17 protein-coding genes are annotated in these 16,927 nt (G+C 64.5%); 8 read left to right on the top strand and 9 right to left on the bottom strand.

Going from position 1 to position 16,927, the window contains the following annotated elements; genetic code table 11:
• The first annotated feature begins 252 nt into the window (after positions 1-252).
• Positions 253-1,008: a hypothetical protein gene (locus A3E1_RS0137655; RefSeq protein WP_020526009.1), complete on the top strand. Its 756-nt coding sequence runs from the start codon at positions 253-255 to the stop codon at positions 1,006-1,008.
• On the opposite strand, the gene A3E1_RS0137650 is transcribed toward A3E1_RS0137655, so the two are convergent.
• Together A3E1_RS0137650 and A3E1_RS0137645 are read right to left on the bottom strand one after the other, a co-directional pair.
• Complete coding sequence (locus tag A3E1_RS0137650) at positions 1,005-2,282, bottom strand: MFS transporter (protein WP_020526008.1); 1,278 nt, start codon at positions 2,280-2,282, stop codon at positions 1,005-1,007. The two genes, A3E1_RS0137655 and A3E1_RS0137650, sit on opposite strands and share 4 nt — an antisense overlap.
• An 11-nt stretch (positions 2,283-2,293) precedes the next feature.
• On the bottom strand, positions 2,294-2,791 hold the full coding sequence (locus A3E1_RS0137645) for an NUDIX domain-containing protein (RefSeq protein ID WP_020526007.1): 498 nt from the start codon (positions 2,789-2,791) through the stop codon (positions 2,294-2,296).
• 23 nt (positions 2,792-2,814) lie between these two features.
• Between A3E1_RS0137645 and ku the strand changes: the two genes are divergently transcribed.
• From ku to ligD, 3 genes are all read left to right on the top strand, one after another.
• A complete protein-coding gene (gene ku / locus A3E1_RS0137640) occupies positions 2,815-3,897 on the top strand; it encodes a non-homologous end joining protein Ku (RefSeq protein ID WP_020526006.1) in 1,083 nt (360 codons plus the stop codon).
• Between the two features lie 129 nt (positions 3,898-4,026).
• Positions 4,027-4,815 carry an ATP dependent DNA ligase gene (locus tag A3E1_RS0137635; protein WP_020526005.1) on the top strand — a complete coding sequence of 263 codons (789 nt, stop codon included), beginning with the start codon at positions 4,027-4,029 and terminating at the stop codon, positions 4,813-4,815.
• The gene (ligD, locus tag A3E1_RS0137630) at positions 4,805-5,623 is read left to right on the top strand and encodes a non-homologous end-joining DNA ligase (RefSeq protein WP_020526004.1); all 819 of its coding nucleotides are present in this window, start codon (positions 4,805-4,807) and stop codon (positions 5,621-5,623) included. Before A3E1_RS0137635 ends, ligD begins: the two co-directional genes overlap by 11 nt.
• Here the strand turns inward: ligD and A3E1_RS0137625 are convergent.
• Complete coding sequence (locus tag A3E1_RS0137625; protein ID WP_020526003.1) at positions 5,616-7,256, bottom strand: DNA repair helicase XPB; 1,641 nt, start codon at positions 7,254-7,256, stop codon at positions 5,616-5,618. The genes ligD and A3E1_RS0137625 overlap by 8 nt on opposite strands.
• A 55-nt stretch (positions 7,257-7,311) precedes the next feature.
• On the opposite strand from A3E1_RS0137625, the gene A3E1_RS0137620 reads away from it, so the two are divergent.
• Positions 7,312-8,103 carry a L,D-transpeptidase gene (locus tag A3E1_RS0137620; RefSeq protein WP_020526002.1) on the top strand — a complete coding sequence of 264 codons (792 nt, stop codon included), beginning with the start codon at positions 7,312-7,314 and terminating at the stop codon, positions 8,101-8,103.
• An 82-nt stretch (positions 8,104-8,185) separates the two neighbouring features.
• Here the strand turns inward: A3E1_RS0137620 and A3E1_RS47620 are convergent, their stop codons facing one another.
• Genes A3E1_RS47620 through A3E1_RS48970 form a run of 3 tightly spaced genes read right to left on the bottom strand, consistent with a single transcriptional unit; the run spans position 8,186 to position 13,122 of the window.
• Positions 8,186-8,374 (bottom strand): hypothetical protein, encoded by a 189-nt coding sequence (locus tag A3E1_RS47620; RefSeq protein WP_040393050.1) that lies wholly within the window; start codon positions 8,372-8,374, stop codon positions 8,186-8,188.
• A gap of 24 nt (positions 8,375-8,398) precedes the next feature.
• Positions 8,399-10,687 carry a helicase-associated domain-containing protein gene (locus tag A3E1_RS0137610; RefSeq protein ID WP_020526000.1) on the bottom strand — a complete coding sequence of 763 codons (2,289 nt, stop codon included), beginning with the start codon at positions 10,685-10,687 and terminating at the stop codon, positions 8,399-8,401.
• Positions 10,688-10,743: 56 nt separating this feature from the next.
• Complete coding sequence (locus tag A3E1_RS48970; RefSeq protein ID WP_020525999.1) at positions 10,744-13,122, bottom strand: glycosyl hydrolase family 18 protein; 2,379 nt, start codon at positions 13,120-13,122, stop codon at positions 10,744-10,746.
• 189 nt (positions 13,123-13,311) lie between these two features.
• Here A3E1_RS48970 and A3E1_RS48965 point away from each other — a divergent pair, with 189 nt between their 5' ends.
• Positions 13,312-13,710: a cold-shock protein gene (locus tag A3E1_RS48965; RefSeq protein ID WP_026209229.1), complete on the top strand. Its 399-nt coding sequence runs from the start codon at positions 13,312-13,314 to the stop codon at positions 13,708-13,710.
• Here A3E1_RS48965 and A3E1_RS0137595 read toward each other — a convergent pair.
• Together A3E1_RS0137595 and A3E1_RS0137590 are read right to left on the bottom strand one after the other, a co-directional pair.
• A complete protein-coding gene (locus tag A3E1_RS0137595) occupies positions 13,685-14,479 on the bottom strand; it encodes a 1,4-dihydroxy-6-naphthoate synthase (RefSeq protein WP_026209228.1) in 795 nt (264 codons plus the stop codon). The genes A3E1_RS48965 and A3E1_RS0137595 overlap by 26 nt on opposite strands.
• A gap of 76 nt (positions 14,480-14,555) precedes the next feature.
• The gene (locus A3E1_RS0137590) at positions 14,556-14,771 is read right to left on the bottom strand and encodes a DUF2530 domain-containing protein (protein ID WP_026209227.1); all 216 of its coding nucleotides are present in this window, start codon (positions 14,769-14,771) and stop codon (positions 14,556-14,558) included.
• Positions 14,772-14,786: 15 nt separating this feature from the next.
• Here A3E1_RS0137590 and A3E1_RS0137585 point away from each other — a divergent pair, with 15 nt between their 5' ends.
• Both A3E1_RS0137585 and A3E1_RS0137580 read left to right on the top strand, forming a co-directional pair.
• Entirely contained in the window at positions 14,787-15,524 is a 738-nt protein-coding gene (locus A3E1_RS0137585; RefSeq protein WP_157631982.1) for a hypothetical protein, read from the top strand.
• A gap of 11 nt (positions 15,525-15,535) precedes the next feature.
• A complete protein-coding gene (locus tag A3E1_RS0137580; protein ID WP_020525994.1) occupies positions 15,536-16,162 on the top strand; it encodes a futalosine hydrolase in 627 nt (208 codons plus the stop codon).
• On the opposite strand, the gene A3E1_RS0137575 is transcribed toward A3E1_RS0137580, so the two are convergent.
• Positions 16,159-16,920, bottom strand: a complete 762-nt coding sequence (locus A3E1_RS0137575) for a DUF3027 domain-containing protein (protein ID WP_020525993.1) — start codon at positions 16,918-16,920, stop codon at positions 16,159-16,161. The genes A3E1_RS0137580 and A3E1_RS0137575 overlap by 4 nt on opposite strands.
• Positions 16,921-16,927: the final 7 nt, after the last annotated feature.

The following is a 16,927-nucleotide window of genomic DNA, read 5'->3' as shown; positions in this document are numbered from 1 at the left end:
TCGAACATAAGTTCGAATGGGAAGCTGTGAGTATCCCTGCGGGACAAACTGCTGTTCATGGACAATTCGGGCATGAGGGCGAGGCTCGCACCAGCACCTGTTCTGCGCCGAAAGACCGGGACAGTCGACATCGCGGTTAGCCGCATGCGTCATCCGGATCCGGCTGTCTCCCAACGACTTTTAGCCGGGTCGGTATCGCGTGGCACGTGCGCGCGTTCCATGGGTACCCGTAAATGTTTGAAAGGAGGTTGCGTGGCTGGGGCCGAGTTTGCCAATAACCGCAAGGATTGCGCGGACCACAACATGCGCGCGGTCGTCACCAGCCTCGGCCTATCTTTAGATCAAGTTCTTATCGTTGGTACCCAATCAGCACGCACCGGCTTCTACGGCCTAGCCCCCACGGAACTCAAGAGCACGGGCCTACACGAGACACAGACCGACTACGCGGCGTTCTTCGCACCGGTCTCCGAAGGCGTCTCACTGGTCACCCATATGGCTGACTGTGGCTTCGTGGTCGCCGAATTCCCCGGCGTTTTCGGCTTCCTGCATCTGACCCGCCTCAACATGGCGGAAAACTCAACGGCGGCAAGGGATTTCGTGCACGCCGCACTGGCACACTACGGCGGGCGGATCGAGGATGTGCGCTTGACGCTCGTCGCGGCGGTCCGTGGGGAGAACTACCCGCAGCACTTCACCGACTTGCCCGGGCACCGGCCTGACGACCGGTTCCCGGGGTGGTTCGAGGCTGGCCTGCTCACCAATCTGTCCAAACCAGACTGGCGCGCCGGCGATCCGCTGAACGCGGCCGATCGCTGGTTGCCCGATAACCGGGCGATGATGCGGCGCCTGCTGTTGCGGACCGGCGTCTCGCCGGCCCAGGTAACCGATCACGCCGTCCTCGACCCGTGCGACCTGCGCCTGGGCCACGCCTCCCATGGTGCTGGAATGCGTGGCCACATCCCGATCGCCCGCGACGCCTACATCGTCACCCCGGCTAGCGTGGGTTAGGCGGTGGCGGAGATGGCTTGCAGGCGTTCGGCTTCCTCGGCTTCCTTGCGCTTGATGCCCTCGCGGCCGTCGTAGCGCAGGAACGCGGGCAGAACAGCGGCCAGGGCCACGGTGCCCGCGATGCAGATGACGCCGCCCCACAGGACAGAGGCCTGGTTGCCCCACCACCGCGCGGTGAGACCTGCGCGCGTCTGGCCGAGCATGGGGCCGGTCATGTAGGAGAGCATCTCGATGCCGGCGAGGCGGCCGCGCAGATGGTCCGGGATGGTTTGGTTCCAGATCACGCTGCGGAACAGGCCCGAGATCATGTCCGAGCCGCCCGCGATCATTAGGCCGAGCAGGGCGAGCCATAGCGAGTCAGCCACACCGAAGATCGCGATCCCGCCACCCCAGGCGGCGGCCGCCAGCACGACGGCCAGGCCGTGCCGATGGATGCGGGACGTCCAGCCGGAGGTCAGCGTGACGAGCAGCGAACCGACCGCGGGTGCGGCATAGAGCAAGCCGAGCACGGCTTCCCCGCCGAGCTTGTCGGCCAGGAACGGGAACAGCGCCATGGGGAAGGCGAAGAACATCGCGTTGATGTCGATCAGATAAGTGCCCAGCAACTCGGGCCGGCTCTTCGCATAGCGCAAACCTTCCACAACAGACTTGACCGAAGGACGGTCCGCTTTCTCTGGCGGGGCAACGGCTTTGATCCGGGCGATGCACGCTAGCGAGAACACATAGGTGGCCAGGTCGATCGCGAACACCCAGGTCAGCGAGGTGCTCGCGAGCAGAACACCGGCCAGGGCCGGAGCGCCAATCTGGGCGATCTGCCAGCGCAGCGAGTTTAGTGCGCCGACCGCGGGCATCATCTCGGGCGGGGCGAGTCGCGGCATGATCCCGTCCATCGCGGGCCGCTGAATCCCCTCGATCGAGGCGGTCACGGCCGCGATGACGTAAAGCAACCAGAGCTGTGGTTTGCCCAGCATCGAGTTCAGCAGGAGCACGGTTAGCAGCACCGTGAAGGCGATCTCGGAATAGAACACGAGCCGGCGCCGGTCGATGTAGTCGGCCAGCGCCCCGCCAACGAACGCCATGAACAGCAACGGCACCAGCTCGCAGACGCCGAGCAGGCCGACCATGAGCGGGTCGCCGGTGAGTTCCTTGACCTGGAACGGGATGGCTACAAAGGTGAACATCGATCCGAAGCTGGACACCCCGGAGGCCATGAACAGCAAGCGGAAGTCCCGCAGTTTCAGCGGAGACAGGTCCAGCGCGAATCGTCGTGACACGAATGCGCAGGCTACTCGACGACTGGGCGACCCGTCTTCTCAAATATGGCCAGGTGATCGAGGATCAGCGGCACGACGCGCGACAAGGGCTCTGGCATCGAATCCTGGCCGAACCATCCGGCCTCCGTGGCCTCACTCGGGTCGGGGTTGAGCAGCCCGGTCACGCCTTCAAGCAGGTAGCTGGCGGAGATGTGCTGATAGGTGTTCCCGAACACATCGGTGTGCGTGTATTCGGGGCCGGTGATGAGGGAAATCAGCGTGGCTTTGGCGGCCAGAAGGCCGGTCTCCTCGTGCGTCTCGCGGATAGCGCATTGCGGGAGGCTTTCCCCGATTTCCATTCCGCCCACGGGAAAGGCCCAGTTGCCGTTGTCAGCGCGCTTGATCAAAAGAACTCTGCCCTGCTCATCGCGGAGAATGCCGCGCCCAGCGATCAGCATGAGCGTCGCGTCAGGCAGGGCGGTGCGGAGCTTGCCGTGATAAGAGTTCTGCCAATCTTCAACCGATCCCATGCGGACCACAGTAGCTTTCATATATGCGGGCTATTTGGAAGGGCGCTGTCTCGTTTGGGCTGGTATCGATATCAGTCAAGCTTTATTCGGCCACCGAAGAGAAAGACATCCGCTTTAACCAGGTCCACCGGGCCGACGGTGGGCGGATCAAGTACCAGCGAGTCTGCTCCGTGTGCAACGAGCAGGTCTCTTTCGACCAGATTGCCAAAGGTTATGACGTGGGCGGCGGCGAGATCGTCGTGCTCACGGACGCGGACTTCAAAGACCTCCCCCTGACTTCCTCCCGGGCGATCGAAGTGCTCGAGTTCGTCCCCACGGAACAGATCGACCCCATCCTGTACCACAAGGCTTACTACCTGGAGCCCGATGGTGCCGCGGGACTTAAGCCATATCTGCTGCTCAGAGACTCACTGTCCCATGTAGACAGAGTCGCCGTAGTGAAAGTGGCGTTGCGTCAGCGGGAAACGCTCGCGACGGTCCGCGTACGCGACGGAGTGCTCGTCCTCAACACCATGCTCTGGCCCGATGAGGTGCGTAAACCCGACTTTGGCTTCCTTGAGGACGACACGAAGCTGCGGCCACAAGAGCTGAAGATGGCTGAGTCCCTGATCGACTCGATGGCCGGTGACTTCAACCCTGACGAGTTCAGTGACTCCTATCGTGAAGCCCTGCAACAGGTCATCGACGTGAAGATCGGTAAGCAGGACACCGTCATCCAGCCGACGACCGAGGAACCGGTCGCCCCGACGATCGACCTCATGGCAGCCCTGCGCGCGAGCGTCGAGCGCGCCCGCGCGGCCCGTGACGAGCCAGCCGACCGCGGTAAGTCCGCCACCGTTACACCGATCAAGAAGGCCGCCAAAGCCGCGGAGGCGCCGGAAGAAAAGCCCGCGAAGAAGACCGCCGCTAAGAAGGCCGCAACCGCGAAGGCCGAGCCGGAGAAGGCGACCAAGGCGGCAGCCAAGAAAGCAACACCCGCCAAGAAAGCAACACCCGCCAAGAAAGCAACACCCGCCAAGAAAGCTGCGAAGAAGACCGCAGCCGCCACAAAGACACCCGCCAAGAAGACCGTCACCGCAAAGACGACCAAGAAGAAGGCCGCATAAGAACGCGCATACCGAAGGCCGCAAGGCGAAGGCCGCATAAGAACGCGCATCCCGAAGACCGCGAGACGAAGGCCGCGCCATTGCCGCAGCAGTAGGAGGGCGAGGGGGAGTGTGACCAGCCTGAGGCCGATGATGGCTACGCCGGGGGAGTTGCCGCGCGGGCCGGGGTGGGCCTTTGAGGTGAAGTGGGATGGCTTCCGGGCCATCTACACCGACGAGCGCTATTACGGCCGGTCGGGACTTCAGCTTTCCGGGCCGGAGCTGCCCGACTTCGGCGTGCCGATCGACGGTGAACTGGTCGCCTTCAACGCCAAAGGGCTGCCCAGTTTCAACGCCATGCAGCAGGGCGTGAAGCCGGTGTTCGTCGCGTTCGATGTCATCCTCCCCGAGCTGACCTATGCCCGGCGCAGGGAACTTCTCGAAGAACTCGACCTCACGATAAGCCCACGTTTCACCGACCGTGAGGCGACGACTGAGGCGGCGAAAGAGCTTGGCCTGGAAGGCGTTATGGCCAAGAGGCTCGACTCGTTTTACCGTCCTGGCGTCCGCTCACCGGACTGGATCAAATCAAAGTTCTTTCGTACCAACGATTTCATCATCGGCGGATGGCGTGAAGGAGTCCGCAAGCTAGGCGCGCTGCTCGTCGGATCACCGACGCCGCAAGGGCTGGCCTATCGCGGGCGAGTCGGTGGTGGGATCACGTCGGCCACCGAAGCGCAACTGCTGCCCGTGCTCAAGGAGCTGGCCCGGCCGGACTCGCCGTTTGCGGGCCCCGCCGAAAAGGGAAACTATGTGGAACCATTGCTCGTGGTGGAGGTGCGATATGGCGATATCACCCCGGACAAACGACTGCGGTTCCCCGTGTTCCTGCGCATGCGCCCCGACAAGCTGCCCACGGAATGCATAGATGAGAGTTAACGTCGACGGCCGTACGCTGAGTATCTCCAACCTGGACAAAGAGCTCTATCCCGATGGCACGACCAAGGGCGAAATCATCGACTACTACACGCGAGTCGCGCCCTACCTCCTGCCGCACCTGCAGGGCCGGGAGGTTACCCGCAAACGGTTCCCGCACAACGCTGGTGACGAGGGCTGGTTCGAGAAGAACCCACCATCGGGAGTGCCGCGCTGGGTCGAAACGAGTCCTGACGGGCTAGTGATGTGCCCAGACCTCAGCACCCTGGTTTATCTGGCCAATCTCGCCGCGCTGGAGTTGCATACGCCGCAGTGGAAGGTGGGCAAGCAGCCCGACCGGCTCGTGTTCGACCTTGACCCGGGCGAGCCCGCCGGCCTCGACGAGTGCCGGGCAGTCGCCCTTGTCCTAAGGGATCGCCTTGCCGAGGAAGGGCTTGAGGCCTTCGCCAAGACCTCCGGCAAGAAGGGCATGCAGGTTTCTTGCCTCGCCCCCAAGGTCAAACAGTCCACTTCGGACTATGCCAAAGCCATCGCCACCGAGTTCGCCAAAGCGGCGCCTGACCTCATCGTGGACCAGATGGAAAAGAGGCTGCGCCCAGGCAAGGTCTTCATCGACTGGAGCCAGAACAACCCTTATAAGACAACCATTTGCGTGTACTCATTACGCGCCGGTTATCGCCCCACCGTTTCCGCGCCCCTGACGTGGGACGAGGTCACCGATGGCGCGTTTACCGCCGAGGACTTCACGCTGCACACGATGCTTGAGCGCGTTGAAGAACTCGGCGATCTCCACGAAGGCCTGCTCACTTAACGAGATCGGCCGCGTCGATGATGGTGTAGGCGTAGCCCTGCTCGGCGAGGAACCGTTGCCGGTGCGCCGCGTACTCGGTGTCGATCGTGTCGCGGGCGACCACGGTGTAGAAGTGTGCTTGCCGCCCATCGGATTTGGGCCGCAAGACCCGTCCCAGCCGCTGGGCTTCCTCTTGCCGTGAGCCGAACGTGCCCGACACCTGGATCGCGACCGTCGCTTCGGGCAGGTCGATGGAGAAGTTGCCCACTTTGGACAGCACGAGGGTGCTGACCTCCCCGGCCCGGAACGCGTCGAACAACCGCTCACGTTCCTTGTTTGTCGTGGCACCGTGAATGACCGGCACGCCCAGGTGTTCTCCCAGCTCATGCAGCTGGTCGAGATAGGCGCCGATGACGAGCACTTGATCGCCCGCGTGCCGGGCCACAATCGCTTCCACCACAGGCAGTTTCGAGCGTGCCGTGGAGGCGACGCGGTAACGCTCTTCGGCTTCGGCGACCGCGTAACGCATGCGTTCCTCATCGGTCAGCGTCACGCGCACTTCGGTGCAGTCGGCCGGGGCGATCCATCCCTGAGCTTCAATGTCACGCCACGGTGCGTCAAAGCGTTTCGGCCCGATGAGACTGAACACGTCGCCTTCCTTACCGTCCTCGCGGATGAGCGTGGCGGTCAGTCCCAGGCGCCTGCGGGCTTGCAGGTCGGCGGTGAAGCGGAAGATGGGCGCGGGCAACAGGTGCACCTCGTCGTAAATGATCAGACCCCAGTCGCGGGCGTCGAAGACCGCCAAGTGCGGGAAGACACCGCCCCGTTTCGTGGTCAGCACCTGGTAGGTCGCGATGGTGACGGGACGGATCTCCTTGCGTTCGCCGGAGTATTCGCCAATCTCCTCTTCGGTCAGCGTCGTACGCGCCAGAAGCTCGCGCTTCCACTGACGGCCAGCCACGGTGTTCGTCACGAGGATCAAGGTCGTCGTCTTCGCCAGATCCATGGCGGCCGCGCCGACCAGCGTCTTGCCAGCGCCACAAGGCAGCACCACGACACCGGAACCGCCCGCCCAGAAGTGCTCCACCGCTTGCTGCTGGTAGGAACGCAGCCGCCAGCCGTCCTCTCGCAGCGAGATCTCGTGAGCCTCGCCGTCGACATAACCGGCGAGATCTTCGGCGGGCCAGCCGAGCTTGAGCAGGGCTTGCTTGAGCCGGCCGCGTTCGGAGGGGTGCACCGCGATCGTGTCGTCATCGAGCTTCGCGCCGAGCATCCCGGCGAGTTTCTTCGACTTGGCCACTTCGGTCAGCACGGCACGATCGAGGCCTTTGAGCACCAGACCGTGTGCCGGGTCGCTCACAAGCTGAAGGCGCCCATAGCGGTCCATCGTCTCGGCGACGTCGACCAAAAGCGCGTGCGGCACGGGGTACCGGCTGAATTTAAGCAGGGCGTCGATCACCTGTTCCGCGTCGTGCCCGGCCGCCCTGGCGTTCCACAGCCCGAGCGGTGTCAAACGGTAGGTGTGGATGTGCTCGGGGGAGCGTTCCAGCTCGGCGAAAGGAGCGATGGCCATCCGGCAGGCGGTGGCGTCACTGTGATCTACCTCTAATAACAGGGTCTTATCGGACTGGACGATCAATGGACCGGTGGTCATCGCGAACCTCGCATAGGTAGGGTCAACAGTCCAGATTACGGGGGAGGAAACAAAGATGCGGAGTTCGCGTCCGCGCGGGTCGAACCGGCGCGTGAAATGGCGTCAGGTCGCGGCCGCCGGCGTGCTCGCCGTGTTGATCCCGGCGGGTCTGGCAGCGTGCGGCGGAGCGGCACCCCCAGTGCCCGCGCCCGGGCCGGTCGGCGGCGGTCAGAACCCCAGCCCGAGCCCAAGTCCGTCTCCCAGCCCCACCCCGTCGGAAACCACCCCGCCCGCTAGCAACGTGACGACCTGCGGAAGTCATGCCGAAACCGTCGAGCTGGCGATGCAAAAGGTTGGCATACCCAAAGGCACCGACTGTGACGGCATCAAGGCGTTCCAGGAGCGCTTCGACATTCGCCCCTTCGATGGCATCGCTGGCGAGTCCACCAAGAACGTGGCGCAGCGCCTCCTGAACACCAACACCGCTGACTGCGGCGCGTCCCGCTACGGAACCGTCGCCTGCGTTGACCTGACAAACCAGACCACGTGGGTCATGCGCGACGGCAAGCTTCTGCTCGGGCCGACCGTGACGCGCACCGGGATGAAGGATTTCGCGACCCCGACGGGCACGTACACAGTGGACTGGAAGACGCTCAAGGACTGGTCCAAGCCCTACAAGGTGTGGCTGCCGTACTGGATGTCGTTCAACAACGACATCGGCTTCCACGAGACGACGTCCTATTTGCACAACGCGGCCAACGGATCGCACGGCTGTGTCAACCTGCTGCGTCAGGACGCGGTCGCCTTCTATGACGCCCTCGATGAGGGCGACACGGTTAAGGTGTTCGGCCACCGTCCGGGTACCTGATCGGATGAATTCACGGGTTTCCATCAACCGTGAGCATGTCCTATGCGTCTTGATTTTGTGGTGCTAACGGGGATAAGTGGGGCTAGGTCTTTTCGCCCCGCTTGAGCACCATGGCGCCGATCGATACGACCAGCAGGAGAACCAGTCCACTGCCGACTGACTCTCCTGCTGCGTCGACGACGTTGCGCCCCAGCAGCAGCCACGCGACGAAGAACCAGGCGATGAGGCCGACGCCCACCACTGAGGCGACCACCACGGCTCGTGTGCTCACCTCTTCAGATTGGCATAAAGATCGTCACTCCGTGGCCGGAGCGGCCGCAGTGATCCGGTGTAGCGCGAAAGTATGCAGCATCTGCGTGCGCTCATCCTCGGCGCGCAGGTAGCCGGCCCCGATCGAGACCGGCCGCACGAGCCGTGAAGCCTGGGAACCGTGCGCGTCAACGTAGCCGACCCACACTCGCGCCTTCTCCCGCACCGCCTGCTGGAGCACGGAAAGCGCCTGACTGTGCGCCTGAACGGCGGTCAGGGAGGACATCGGGTGCCCGGCCGCGGCACGCACTTCGGCCGGCGCACGCAACGCGGCACGCAAACGTGCGTCACCCCGGCGGATGTCCTCAACGATGCCGTTGACCGTCGCGTCACTGAGGGATCCGAAAACGGGCTGCTTGCCGGACCGGCCCGAGGCACGTTTGACCTTGGGCTTGGACAGGACGGTCGCTCCCGAGGCGTCCTCGGGCACGGGCGTGTATCCAGCTTCACGCAGCGCCTGGAGCAGGCGAGGGCCGGGGAACGGCGTGATGAGTACGGTCGGGGCGAGCCGTCGCAGGTTCAGGTCGCCCAGTGAACGGTCCGCCAGGACGGTGGCGATCAGGGCCTCGTCTTCGCTGCGCAGGTAGGCGCCGGAGGCGCCGGTGCGCAGGCCACCGTGAGTGCGGGCGATGTCGTCGATCATGTAGGTCAGCGCTTGCGGGACCGCCGTCCGGGAGCGCCGCTTGAACAGGCTGTGCAGATCGTGCGCGGAGTAGCCACTGTCCAGGGCACGCCGGATGCTCGCGGGAGTTACGCGATAGACACTCGCCCCGCCGCCTGACTCGTGCTCAGCGATCACGTCGAGTTCACTGGCCAGACCGGGCTCGGCCGGGCCGGGAACCACCACGGAAAGATCGGCTTGCACCAGCAGGTGATCGACGGGTGGTGGCAGGAGCTTGTCGAGCCGCTCGGCTGCGGTCGGTGAAGCGTCTCGCACCCCGAGCGGATCATCGTCGGGAGACGACCGCAAAAGCGCTGTCGCATAGCCCGTCAGCGCCCCGTGCCCGGTCAGCCCCATCAGGCCCGCTTCACGCAAAGCACTGCGGTGAGCCCCTTCGCGGTTGCGCATCCGGCGTGGGGCGTGCCAGCGCAGAATCGCGATCAGTTCATCGGCCGTCGGCGCGAACCCAGGTGTATCAAGGGCTTCCAGCACCGTGAACCTGATGTCAGGCGCGCCCGCCCGCTCCAGCTGTGGAGATAGGACAGTCATCGGACGGTCCTTCTCATCACGGCTGCCCGCGAGGAACGGCTGCCGTGTCATGGCGAGCCATGCCCACGCGAGCCTGGCCCACCGCTGCGCCAGGGGGGCACCACGCCACAGGTCGTAGCTTGTCGTGGGCGTGAAGAAGGTATCGGTCGCGGTGTCCAGCTCGCCGAGAAGACCGGCCGCATAAGCGGTCTCAATGAACACCGCGGTGTCCTGTTCGGACAGTCCGGTCGCTTTGGCCAAACGCCGCAGCGGCAGCACACCAAACCCTCCGCCACGCAGCACGGGAATCGGATCGGCGGCGATGGCCTCCAGCAACTCCTCGGTGTGCCGCACCGCGCTCATGGTCTGGCCCGCACCGGCTTTGTCCACAAGGGACATATCCTTCGGTGATCCAGCCGCTTCGGGTGGTGCGGGGTGCAGGTGCCCGAGCGGCCCGGTTTCCCGGCGTAGCAACAGCCCCAGCTCACGCGGCAGCTCAACGACACCATCGGACACCTCGGCCAGCAGGTTGTGCTCGATCAGCCACTCGACGGCATCGCTGCCCGCCGACGTCGTGCCGATCGGCGGCCCCTGCGCGAGCCGGTCGAGCATCGCCCGGGCCTGTGGGGAAGCACTGAGCAAGGTCCGGCGCATCTTCGCCGCGTCACCCATGAGATCCGCGATGTCAGCACCAAGATCGGCCGCGGGGCGCCCCAATCCAGCGATAAACGGCGAACAAACCTCTTCAATCGCTGGTACTAGGTAGAGCTCATCCTCATCACCCAGGATCAGAAAACGGGCTCTAAGGCGGTCGGCCGCACCGCGTACCCCCTCGTGGTTGTCAGTAAGAGCGAGCAGCGCGGACATGGTCGGTGCCGAAAGCAGCCGGAGCCCGTCGAGAATTTCCAGCGTGAACTGATCTAGCCCATCCAGGGCACGCGCGACCGACACCCGGGACTGCGCCCGTCCCGCGAGCGCGCTCGTGTCGGACGGCACCGGAACGAGCAGGTCAGGGCGCAGCCGAAGCAGCGCACCCAACGCGTCGTCGGGCAGCGCTCGCAAAGCTTCGGCAAAGTCGTAGGTCATCGCGGTATAAAAATAGCCCGGCCGTAGGACCTACGGCCGGGCGTTGTACTAGGTGACTAGTTGAGACCGTTCTTCATGGCCGTGATCAGTTCACCGTTAGTGGTGTCACCAGTCAGTTCCCAGAAGAAGGCGCCGCCGAGCCCTTGAGCCTTGGCGTAGTTCATCTTGCCGCCGATGGTGCTTGGCGTGTCGTAGCTCCACCAGTTGCTGCCGCACTTGGAATACGAAGTGCCGGCGAAGGTGGCCGTTGGCGGGCACGTGTTCTTGAGCACCTTGTAGTCCTCGATGCCTGCCTCATAGGTTCCCGGAGCGGCGCCCGTGGCACTTCCGCCCGGCGCTGTCTGCGTTACCCCAGTCCAGCCCCGGCCGTAGAACCCAATGCCGACAAGGAGTTTCGACGCTGGCACCCCGATGGCCTTGTACTTGGCGATCGCTGTCTCCGTGCAGAAGCCCGCGGTGGGCATGCCGGCGTAGCAGCTCAGCGCCGAGTGTGGAGCCGTCGGACCCTGAGCGGCGAACGCGCCGAAGAAGTCGTACGTCATGACGTTGTACCAGTCGAGGTACTGCGACGCGCCCAGGTAGTTGGCCGCGTCGACCTTGCCGCCGGAGTTACCGTCAGCCGTCACGGCCGCCGTCACCAGGTTGCCCGAACCGAACCGGTTACGGACCGCCTGCATCATGGTCGAGATCGAGTTGTACCCACTCGTGTCACACGTGAGACCACAAGCGTTCGGGTACTCCCAGTCCAGATCGATGCCATCGAAGACGTCGGCCCAGCGGGGGTCCTCAACCAGGTTGTAGCAGGAGTTGGCGAACGCGGTCGGGTTAGCCGCGGCCTGGCCGAAGCCGCCGGACCAGGTCCAGCCGCCGAACGACCACAGAACCTTGATGTGCGGGTACATCTGCTTGAGCTTGCGCAGCTGGTTGAAGCTGCCGCGCAGGGCGCCCGCGTCCCACGTGTCGGCCACGCCGTCGACGCTTTCGGCCGCGCTGTAGAAGCGGTCGTAGTCGGCGTACATGTCACCGATGGTGCAAGCGCCACCCTGAACGTTGCCGAACGCGTAGTTGATGTGCGTCAGCTTCGCCGCGGAGCCGCTCGTGTGGATGTTCTTCACGTGGTAACCACGCTGGTAAACGCCCCACTGCACGAAGTAGCCGAGCAGCTTGTTGCCGCCACCGGTGCAGCCCGTGGTGGAACCACTGGCCGAGTTGCTGGCGGGGGATTCACCGTTAGCGTTGTAGGCCTTCACCGTGTAGGTGTGGTTGGTGCAGGTGCCCAGTCCGCTGATCGTGGCCGAGGTGCCGGTGACCTGTGCGCGTTGCGTGGTGCCCTCGTAAACCCGGTATCCGGTAACGGTTCCGGTCGACGCGGTCCAGCTCAGTGAGATCGAGGTGTTGGTGGTGCCCGTGACCGACAGGTTCGACGGCGCGCCCGGGACCGTGGTGCAACCGGTCGTCGTCGCGCTAACCGGCGAGCTGTTCGCCGATTCGCCACTGCTGTTGTACGCCTTGATCGTGTACGTGTGCGCCGAGCAGACGGCTAGGCCGCTGATCGTCGCCGTGGTGCCGGTGACCTGAGCCCGCTGGGTGGAGCCTTCGTAAACCCGGTATCCGGTAACGGTTCCGGACGAGGCGCCCCAAGACAGGGAGATCGAGGTGTTCGTGGTGCCGGTGACGCTCGGTGCGCCAGGGGTGCCCGGCACGCCCACGCAACCCAGCGTCGTCCCGGTGACCGGCGCGCTGGCCGGGGACTCACCGTTGGAGTTGTACGCGCGGATCGTGTACGTGTGTGCCGTGCAAGCGCCAAGTCCCGAGATCATGGTGCTGGTGCCGGTGACCTGTGCGCGTTGCGTGGTGCCCTCGTAAACCCGGTATCCCGTAACGGTTCCGGACGAGGCACCCCAGCTCAGCGAGATCGAGCTGTTAGTCGTGCTGGTAACGCTCGGAGCACCGGGCGCGCCCGGAACACCTGAGCCACCAGCGCCTTGCAGCGAGATGTCGTCGGCGTGGTACGTGCCTTGGCCGTACCAGCCGTGGGTGTAGATCGTCGCGCTGCTGCCGCTCGCCGTGAAGTTGACGGTGAGCTGCACGAAGGACGTGCTACTCGGCTGCCAGGTGGACGCGCCACCTTCGACGCCAAGGTAGGTGTAGTTCCCCCGGAACCAGCCGGTCAGGGTGTAAGCGGTGCCTGAGACCAAGCCGGTGACGGTCTGGCTGCACTTGGCATTGTCCGATGCGGACGCTGCGCCTTGGAGCGCTTTGGTTCCAGAGCGAACCGGGGAGGACACGACGCTGCCGGTTCCGCCGGTACAAGACCAGGGCGACAGCGATCCAGATTCGAATCCGCCATTAACGGCGAACTCCGCCGCCGAGGCGGGGGTAGCGACGATAGCGCCCGATATGACCAGCGCTAATACCAACAGGATGCGTTTCATCAGCCACTCCTTTGAGCGCTCTCTGATGAGTAATTAGTTAACTTTCTTAAAAGTGAGAGTGACTTTAGTCTCATGATCTTCGTAAGTCAATATTGATGAAGTTGGGTGGACGGGGATTGCGGTTGGGGCCTGGCCTCACGATCGCTAACCTGTTCTAAACGCTCTATAGAAGAAGCAGGTGTTCCAGCGGTGCCAACGGGTCGTGTGAAGTGGTACGACACGGAGAAGGGATTCGGTTTCCTCACCCGTGATGAGGGAGACGATGTCTTCGTGCACAAGGCCGCCCTCCCGGCAGGAGTCGAAGGGCTGAAGCCGGGCCAGAAGGTCGAGTTCGGCATAGCCGCTGGCCGCAAGGGTGATCAGGCGCTGCAGGTGAAGGTGCTAGAAGCGCCACCGTCGTTAGTGGAGGCGGAACGGCTGAGCAAACGCCGTCCGGCCGACGAGCTCAACACCCTGATCGAAGACATGATCAAGGTGCTGGAAGCAAAGATCCTGCCCGACCTCAAGCGGGGCCGCTACCCGGACAAGAAGACGGCTAAGCCGATCGCCGAGGTGCTGCACGTTATCGCGAAAGAGCTTGAGTTCTAACAGGTGGAGTCAGACCAGCTTCGGCGGCCCGGGCCAGCAGCGCCCGGGCCGCTTCGTATCCAGCCTCGCCCAGGTCCTCGGTGAATTCGTTGACATATAAGGCAATGTGCTGACGCTGCACGTCAGGATCCATCTCCTGCGCGTGCTCCCGCACGAACTCACGGCTCGCCTCGGGATGCGCCCACGCGTGCCTGACACTCGCCTTGATCCATCGCGTGGCCTGCTCGGCGATCTCCGGCTTGGCTAGAATCGCGCCCAGCGGAATCGGCAAACCCGTGTCCGACTCCCACCATTCGCCGAGGTCCTGCAACATGGACAGGCCGTAGTTCTGGTACGTGAAGCGGGCTTCGTGGATCACGAGACCCGCGTCGAACTGTCCGTTCGCGACACCCGGCATGATCTGGTGAAACGGCACGACCTCGATGTCTAAATCGGAACGCTGCGCCCACAGGCGGAACAGCAGATAGGCCGTCGTGCGGTCACCGGGAACGGCGATCTTGCGCATCGGCTTGCCATTGGTCACGACCAGGGGGCCGCAGCCGCGTCCGAGGGCCCCACCACAATCCAGCAGGGTGTACTGATCGAGCAGCCAAGGCAGCGCGGCGTAGCTGACCTTGACGAGGTCGAACTTCCCGTCGAGTGCGGCCGTATTGGTCACATCGACATCGGCGAACGTGACGTCAAACGCGGGCGTGTCTTCGATAAGCCCGTGGACGAGAGCATGAAAGACGAACGTGTCGTTAGGACACGGCGAAAACGCGATCTTCAATGCGTTAGAGCCTCTTTCGCCGGCCCTGGTGCTAGATGTGCTGGCCGTTTGCGGTCGTGCGGTCGCTTCGTCGTTGTTAGCCGGCATCGCTGTGCTGCCTGCTCCGGTTGCGGTCATGCACGATCATCGTGAGCAGGCCGGGGATTCCCCAGATCACGCCAGCGAGGCAGACCTGAAGCCAGCTCGTCGGGCCATCGGCGATCCAGACGGCCAGCGCGGCGATCGCGAACGCGGCTATCCCGGCGATCGCGAACGGAACCATTGGCGGATCCACCGTCTGTTGCTTGGACACGGCAAGATGCTATCCATGTTCGTGCTCCGTGCGCTCGCCGATCTGCTGCTACGTGTTTTTCGCCGCTTTGGCGCTGGGCTGGGCTGGCTGGCCCGGCAGACGGGCCGGCAGCGAGCTTTAGGTGCCGCGGCGACGCCGCATTTGACCGGCCTGCTTGACGTTCAGGCGGTTGTCATCGCCGCTGACCTGGCCATGATCGCCGGTCTGCTGGTCGCCCGCACCGAGCCACAGCTTTGGCACGTCTTCCTCGTGCTCCTGGTGCTCGTGACCACCACGGTCGCGGCGCTGCTGCGGCCAGGCCGCCTCGCCGCGGGGCTCATCCTGGCCGGGCAAGCGACGTGGACCGTGCTCACCGCGCAATGGCTGCCAACCGAGTGGGCGGCCTTGCTCGTGCTGCCGGGATTCGCGCTGACGGTGCAGGTGCTGCTGGGAGTTATCTGGGCGCAGCAAGGTGCCAGCTGGGGCGCGTGGTTCCGGGCGACCGCCGCCGGTCTGCTGCTAGGCGTGTTCAGTGGAGTCGCCACCGCCTTGGTCGGCTTGTTCGCCCCCTCGTTCCCGCTGTGGATATCGGCCCTGTTGCTGACCGCCGCCGCGGTGATGACCGTGAAGCTGCCCCGCCCGGCCGCGCCGGGCTCGGCCGTGGCACACCCGACCGTGATCCAAGGGCAGATCGTGCCCAACCAAGCGCTGCCCCCCGCGCGGACCGACAGCTACACCACCTACCGCCCGTCCTCCCTGGATGATCAGCGGTAATACTGGACCCCGTGAGCCTTCTGATCGTTACGGCGGTGGCTGCCGAAGCTGAAGCTGTCCTAAAAGGACTGTCCCCTGACAGCCCAGTGACCGTCGCACCGGTTGGCGTTGGGGTGGCGGCGGCAGCCGCTGGCACGGCCAAACTGCTGACGCTGGCCAACGGGCGTTACACGGCGGTCCTGAACGCGGGCATCGGTGGCGGCATCGGGTTGCCCCTTGGCGGAACGGCAGTCGCGGCACGCATCTGCGCGGCCGACTTGGGTGCTGATTCGCCAGACGGCTTCATCAGCCTCGACGAACTCGGGTTCGGCACCACCATGATGGTCGTAGACCAGAAACTGCTGACCATGCTGCGGTCAGCAATGCCAGACGCTCACGTGGGCGACGTGCTCACGGTTTCCACCGTCACCGGTACCAAGGAACGCCTCGAAACGCTGATCGAGCGCTACCCGACGGCGGTCGCCGAAGGCATGGAGGGCTACGGCGTGGCGTGCGCGGCAGACCTCGCCGGGGTCGCGTTTGGCGAACTGCGCACTGTTTCCAACATTGTCGGCCCACGTGACCGGGGTTCGTGGCAGATCGGGGCCGCCCTCGGCGCGCTCACCGAAGCGGCAGCGCGCATCGAAGCACAGCTTTAGACTTCGTCGATTTCCGAGTCGTCGTAAACGGTCGGCGGCGCTGGGATCGTGGTCTCCTCAATGAGGATCTCCGAGTGCCCGCCGCAGCCGTGATCGCGGGAAACGACCCGGCCATCGTCGGGCGTGTAGACGTTGGAACACACGCCAAACACCCGTCCGAGCGCTCCCGCGAGCTGAAGGTAGAAACCGCACGAGAAGCAGCGGGCCGCTTTGGGCGCTGCCGCTGAGATCGGGGCGTCGGGGCCGTGATCGCCCTCGTACCACCGCTCGGCAGCATCAGCGCGTCCTGCTGGCGAGAGCACGCGAGGGCGGCCAAGACCTAGCTCCCACACCTCGTCATCGATCGCCGGGTCGCCCGAAAGCATGTATCCCGGCGTGAGCCGGTCGTCTTCGGCCGGTGTTGGCAGCAGGTCGCCCACGCCAAGGTCACCGGGGTGCAGCCGCTCGTGCCACGGAATCCAGCCCGGCGCCAGCAAGGCCTCGGAGCCGGGAAGCAGCACGCTTTCGCACACCGTCACGTGCTTGCTGCGCGGAATGCGGGTCACCGTCACGGCCCACTGCCAGCCCTTGTAACCAGGCAGATCACAGGCGAAGTAATGGGTGACGACGCGGTCGCCTTCGGCCACCGCACCCAAATGCGCACCAACGTGCGCCGGGTCTTCCGTCAGCGCCGAGCGGGCGATGTCGACGGCAGCGGCGCAAACCTGGTCGAGTTTGGCGGTGGAGGGGCGAGTCGCGGTCCTTGTCACGTCAGCCATTCTTCCT

Source organism: Catelliglobosispora koreensis DSM 44566 (genome assembly GCF_000379685.1).
Classification (GTDB): Bacteria; Actinomycetota; Actinomycetes; order Mycobacteriales; family Micromonosporaceae; genus Catelliglobosispora; species Catelliglobosispora koreensis.
The sequence above is the reverse complement of the archived record's forward strand: the minus strand, read 5'-3'. Positions and strand labels throughout refer to the sequence as shown.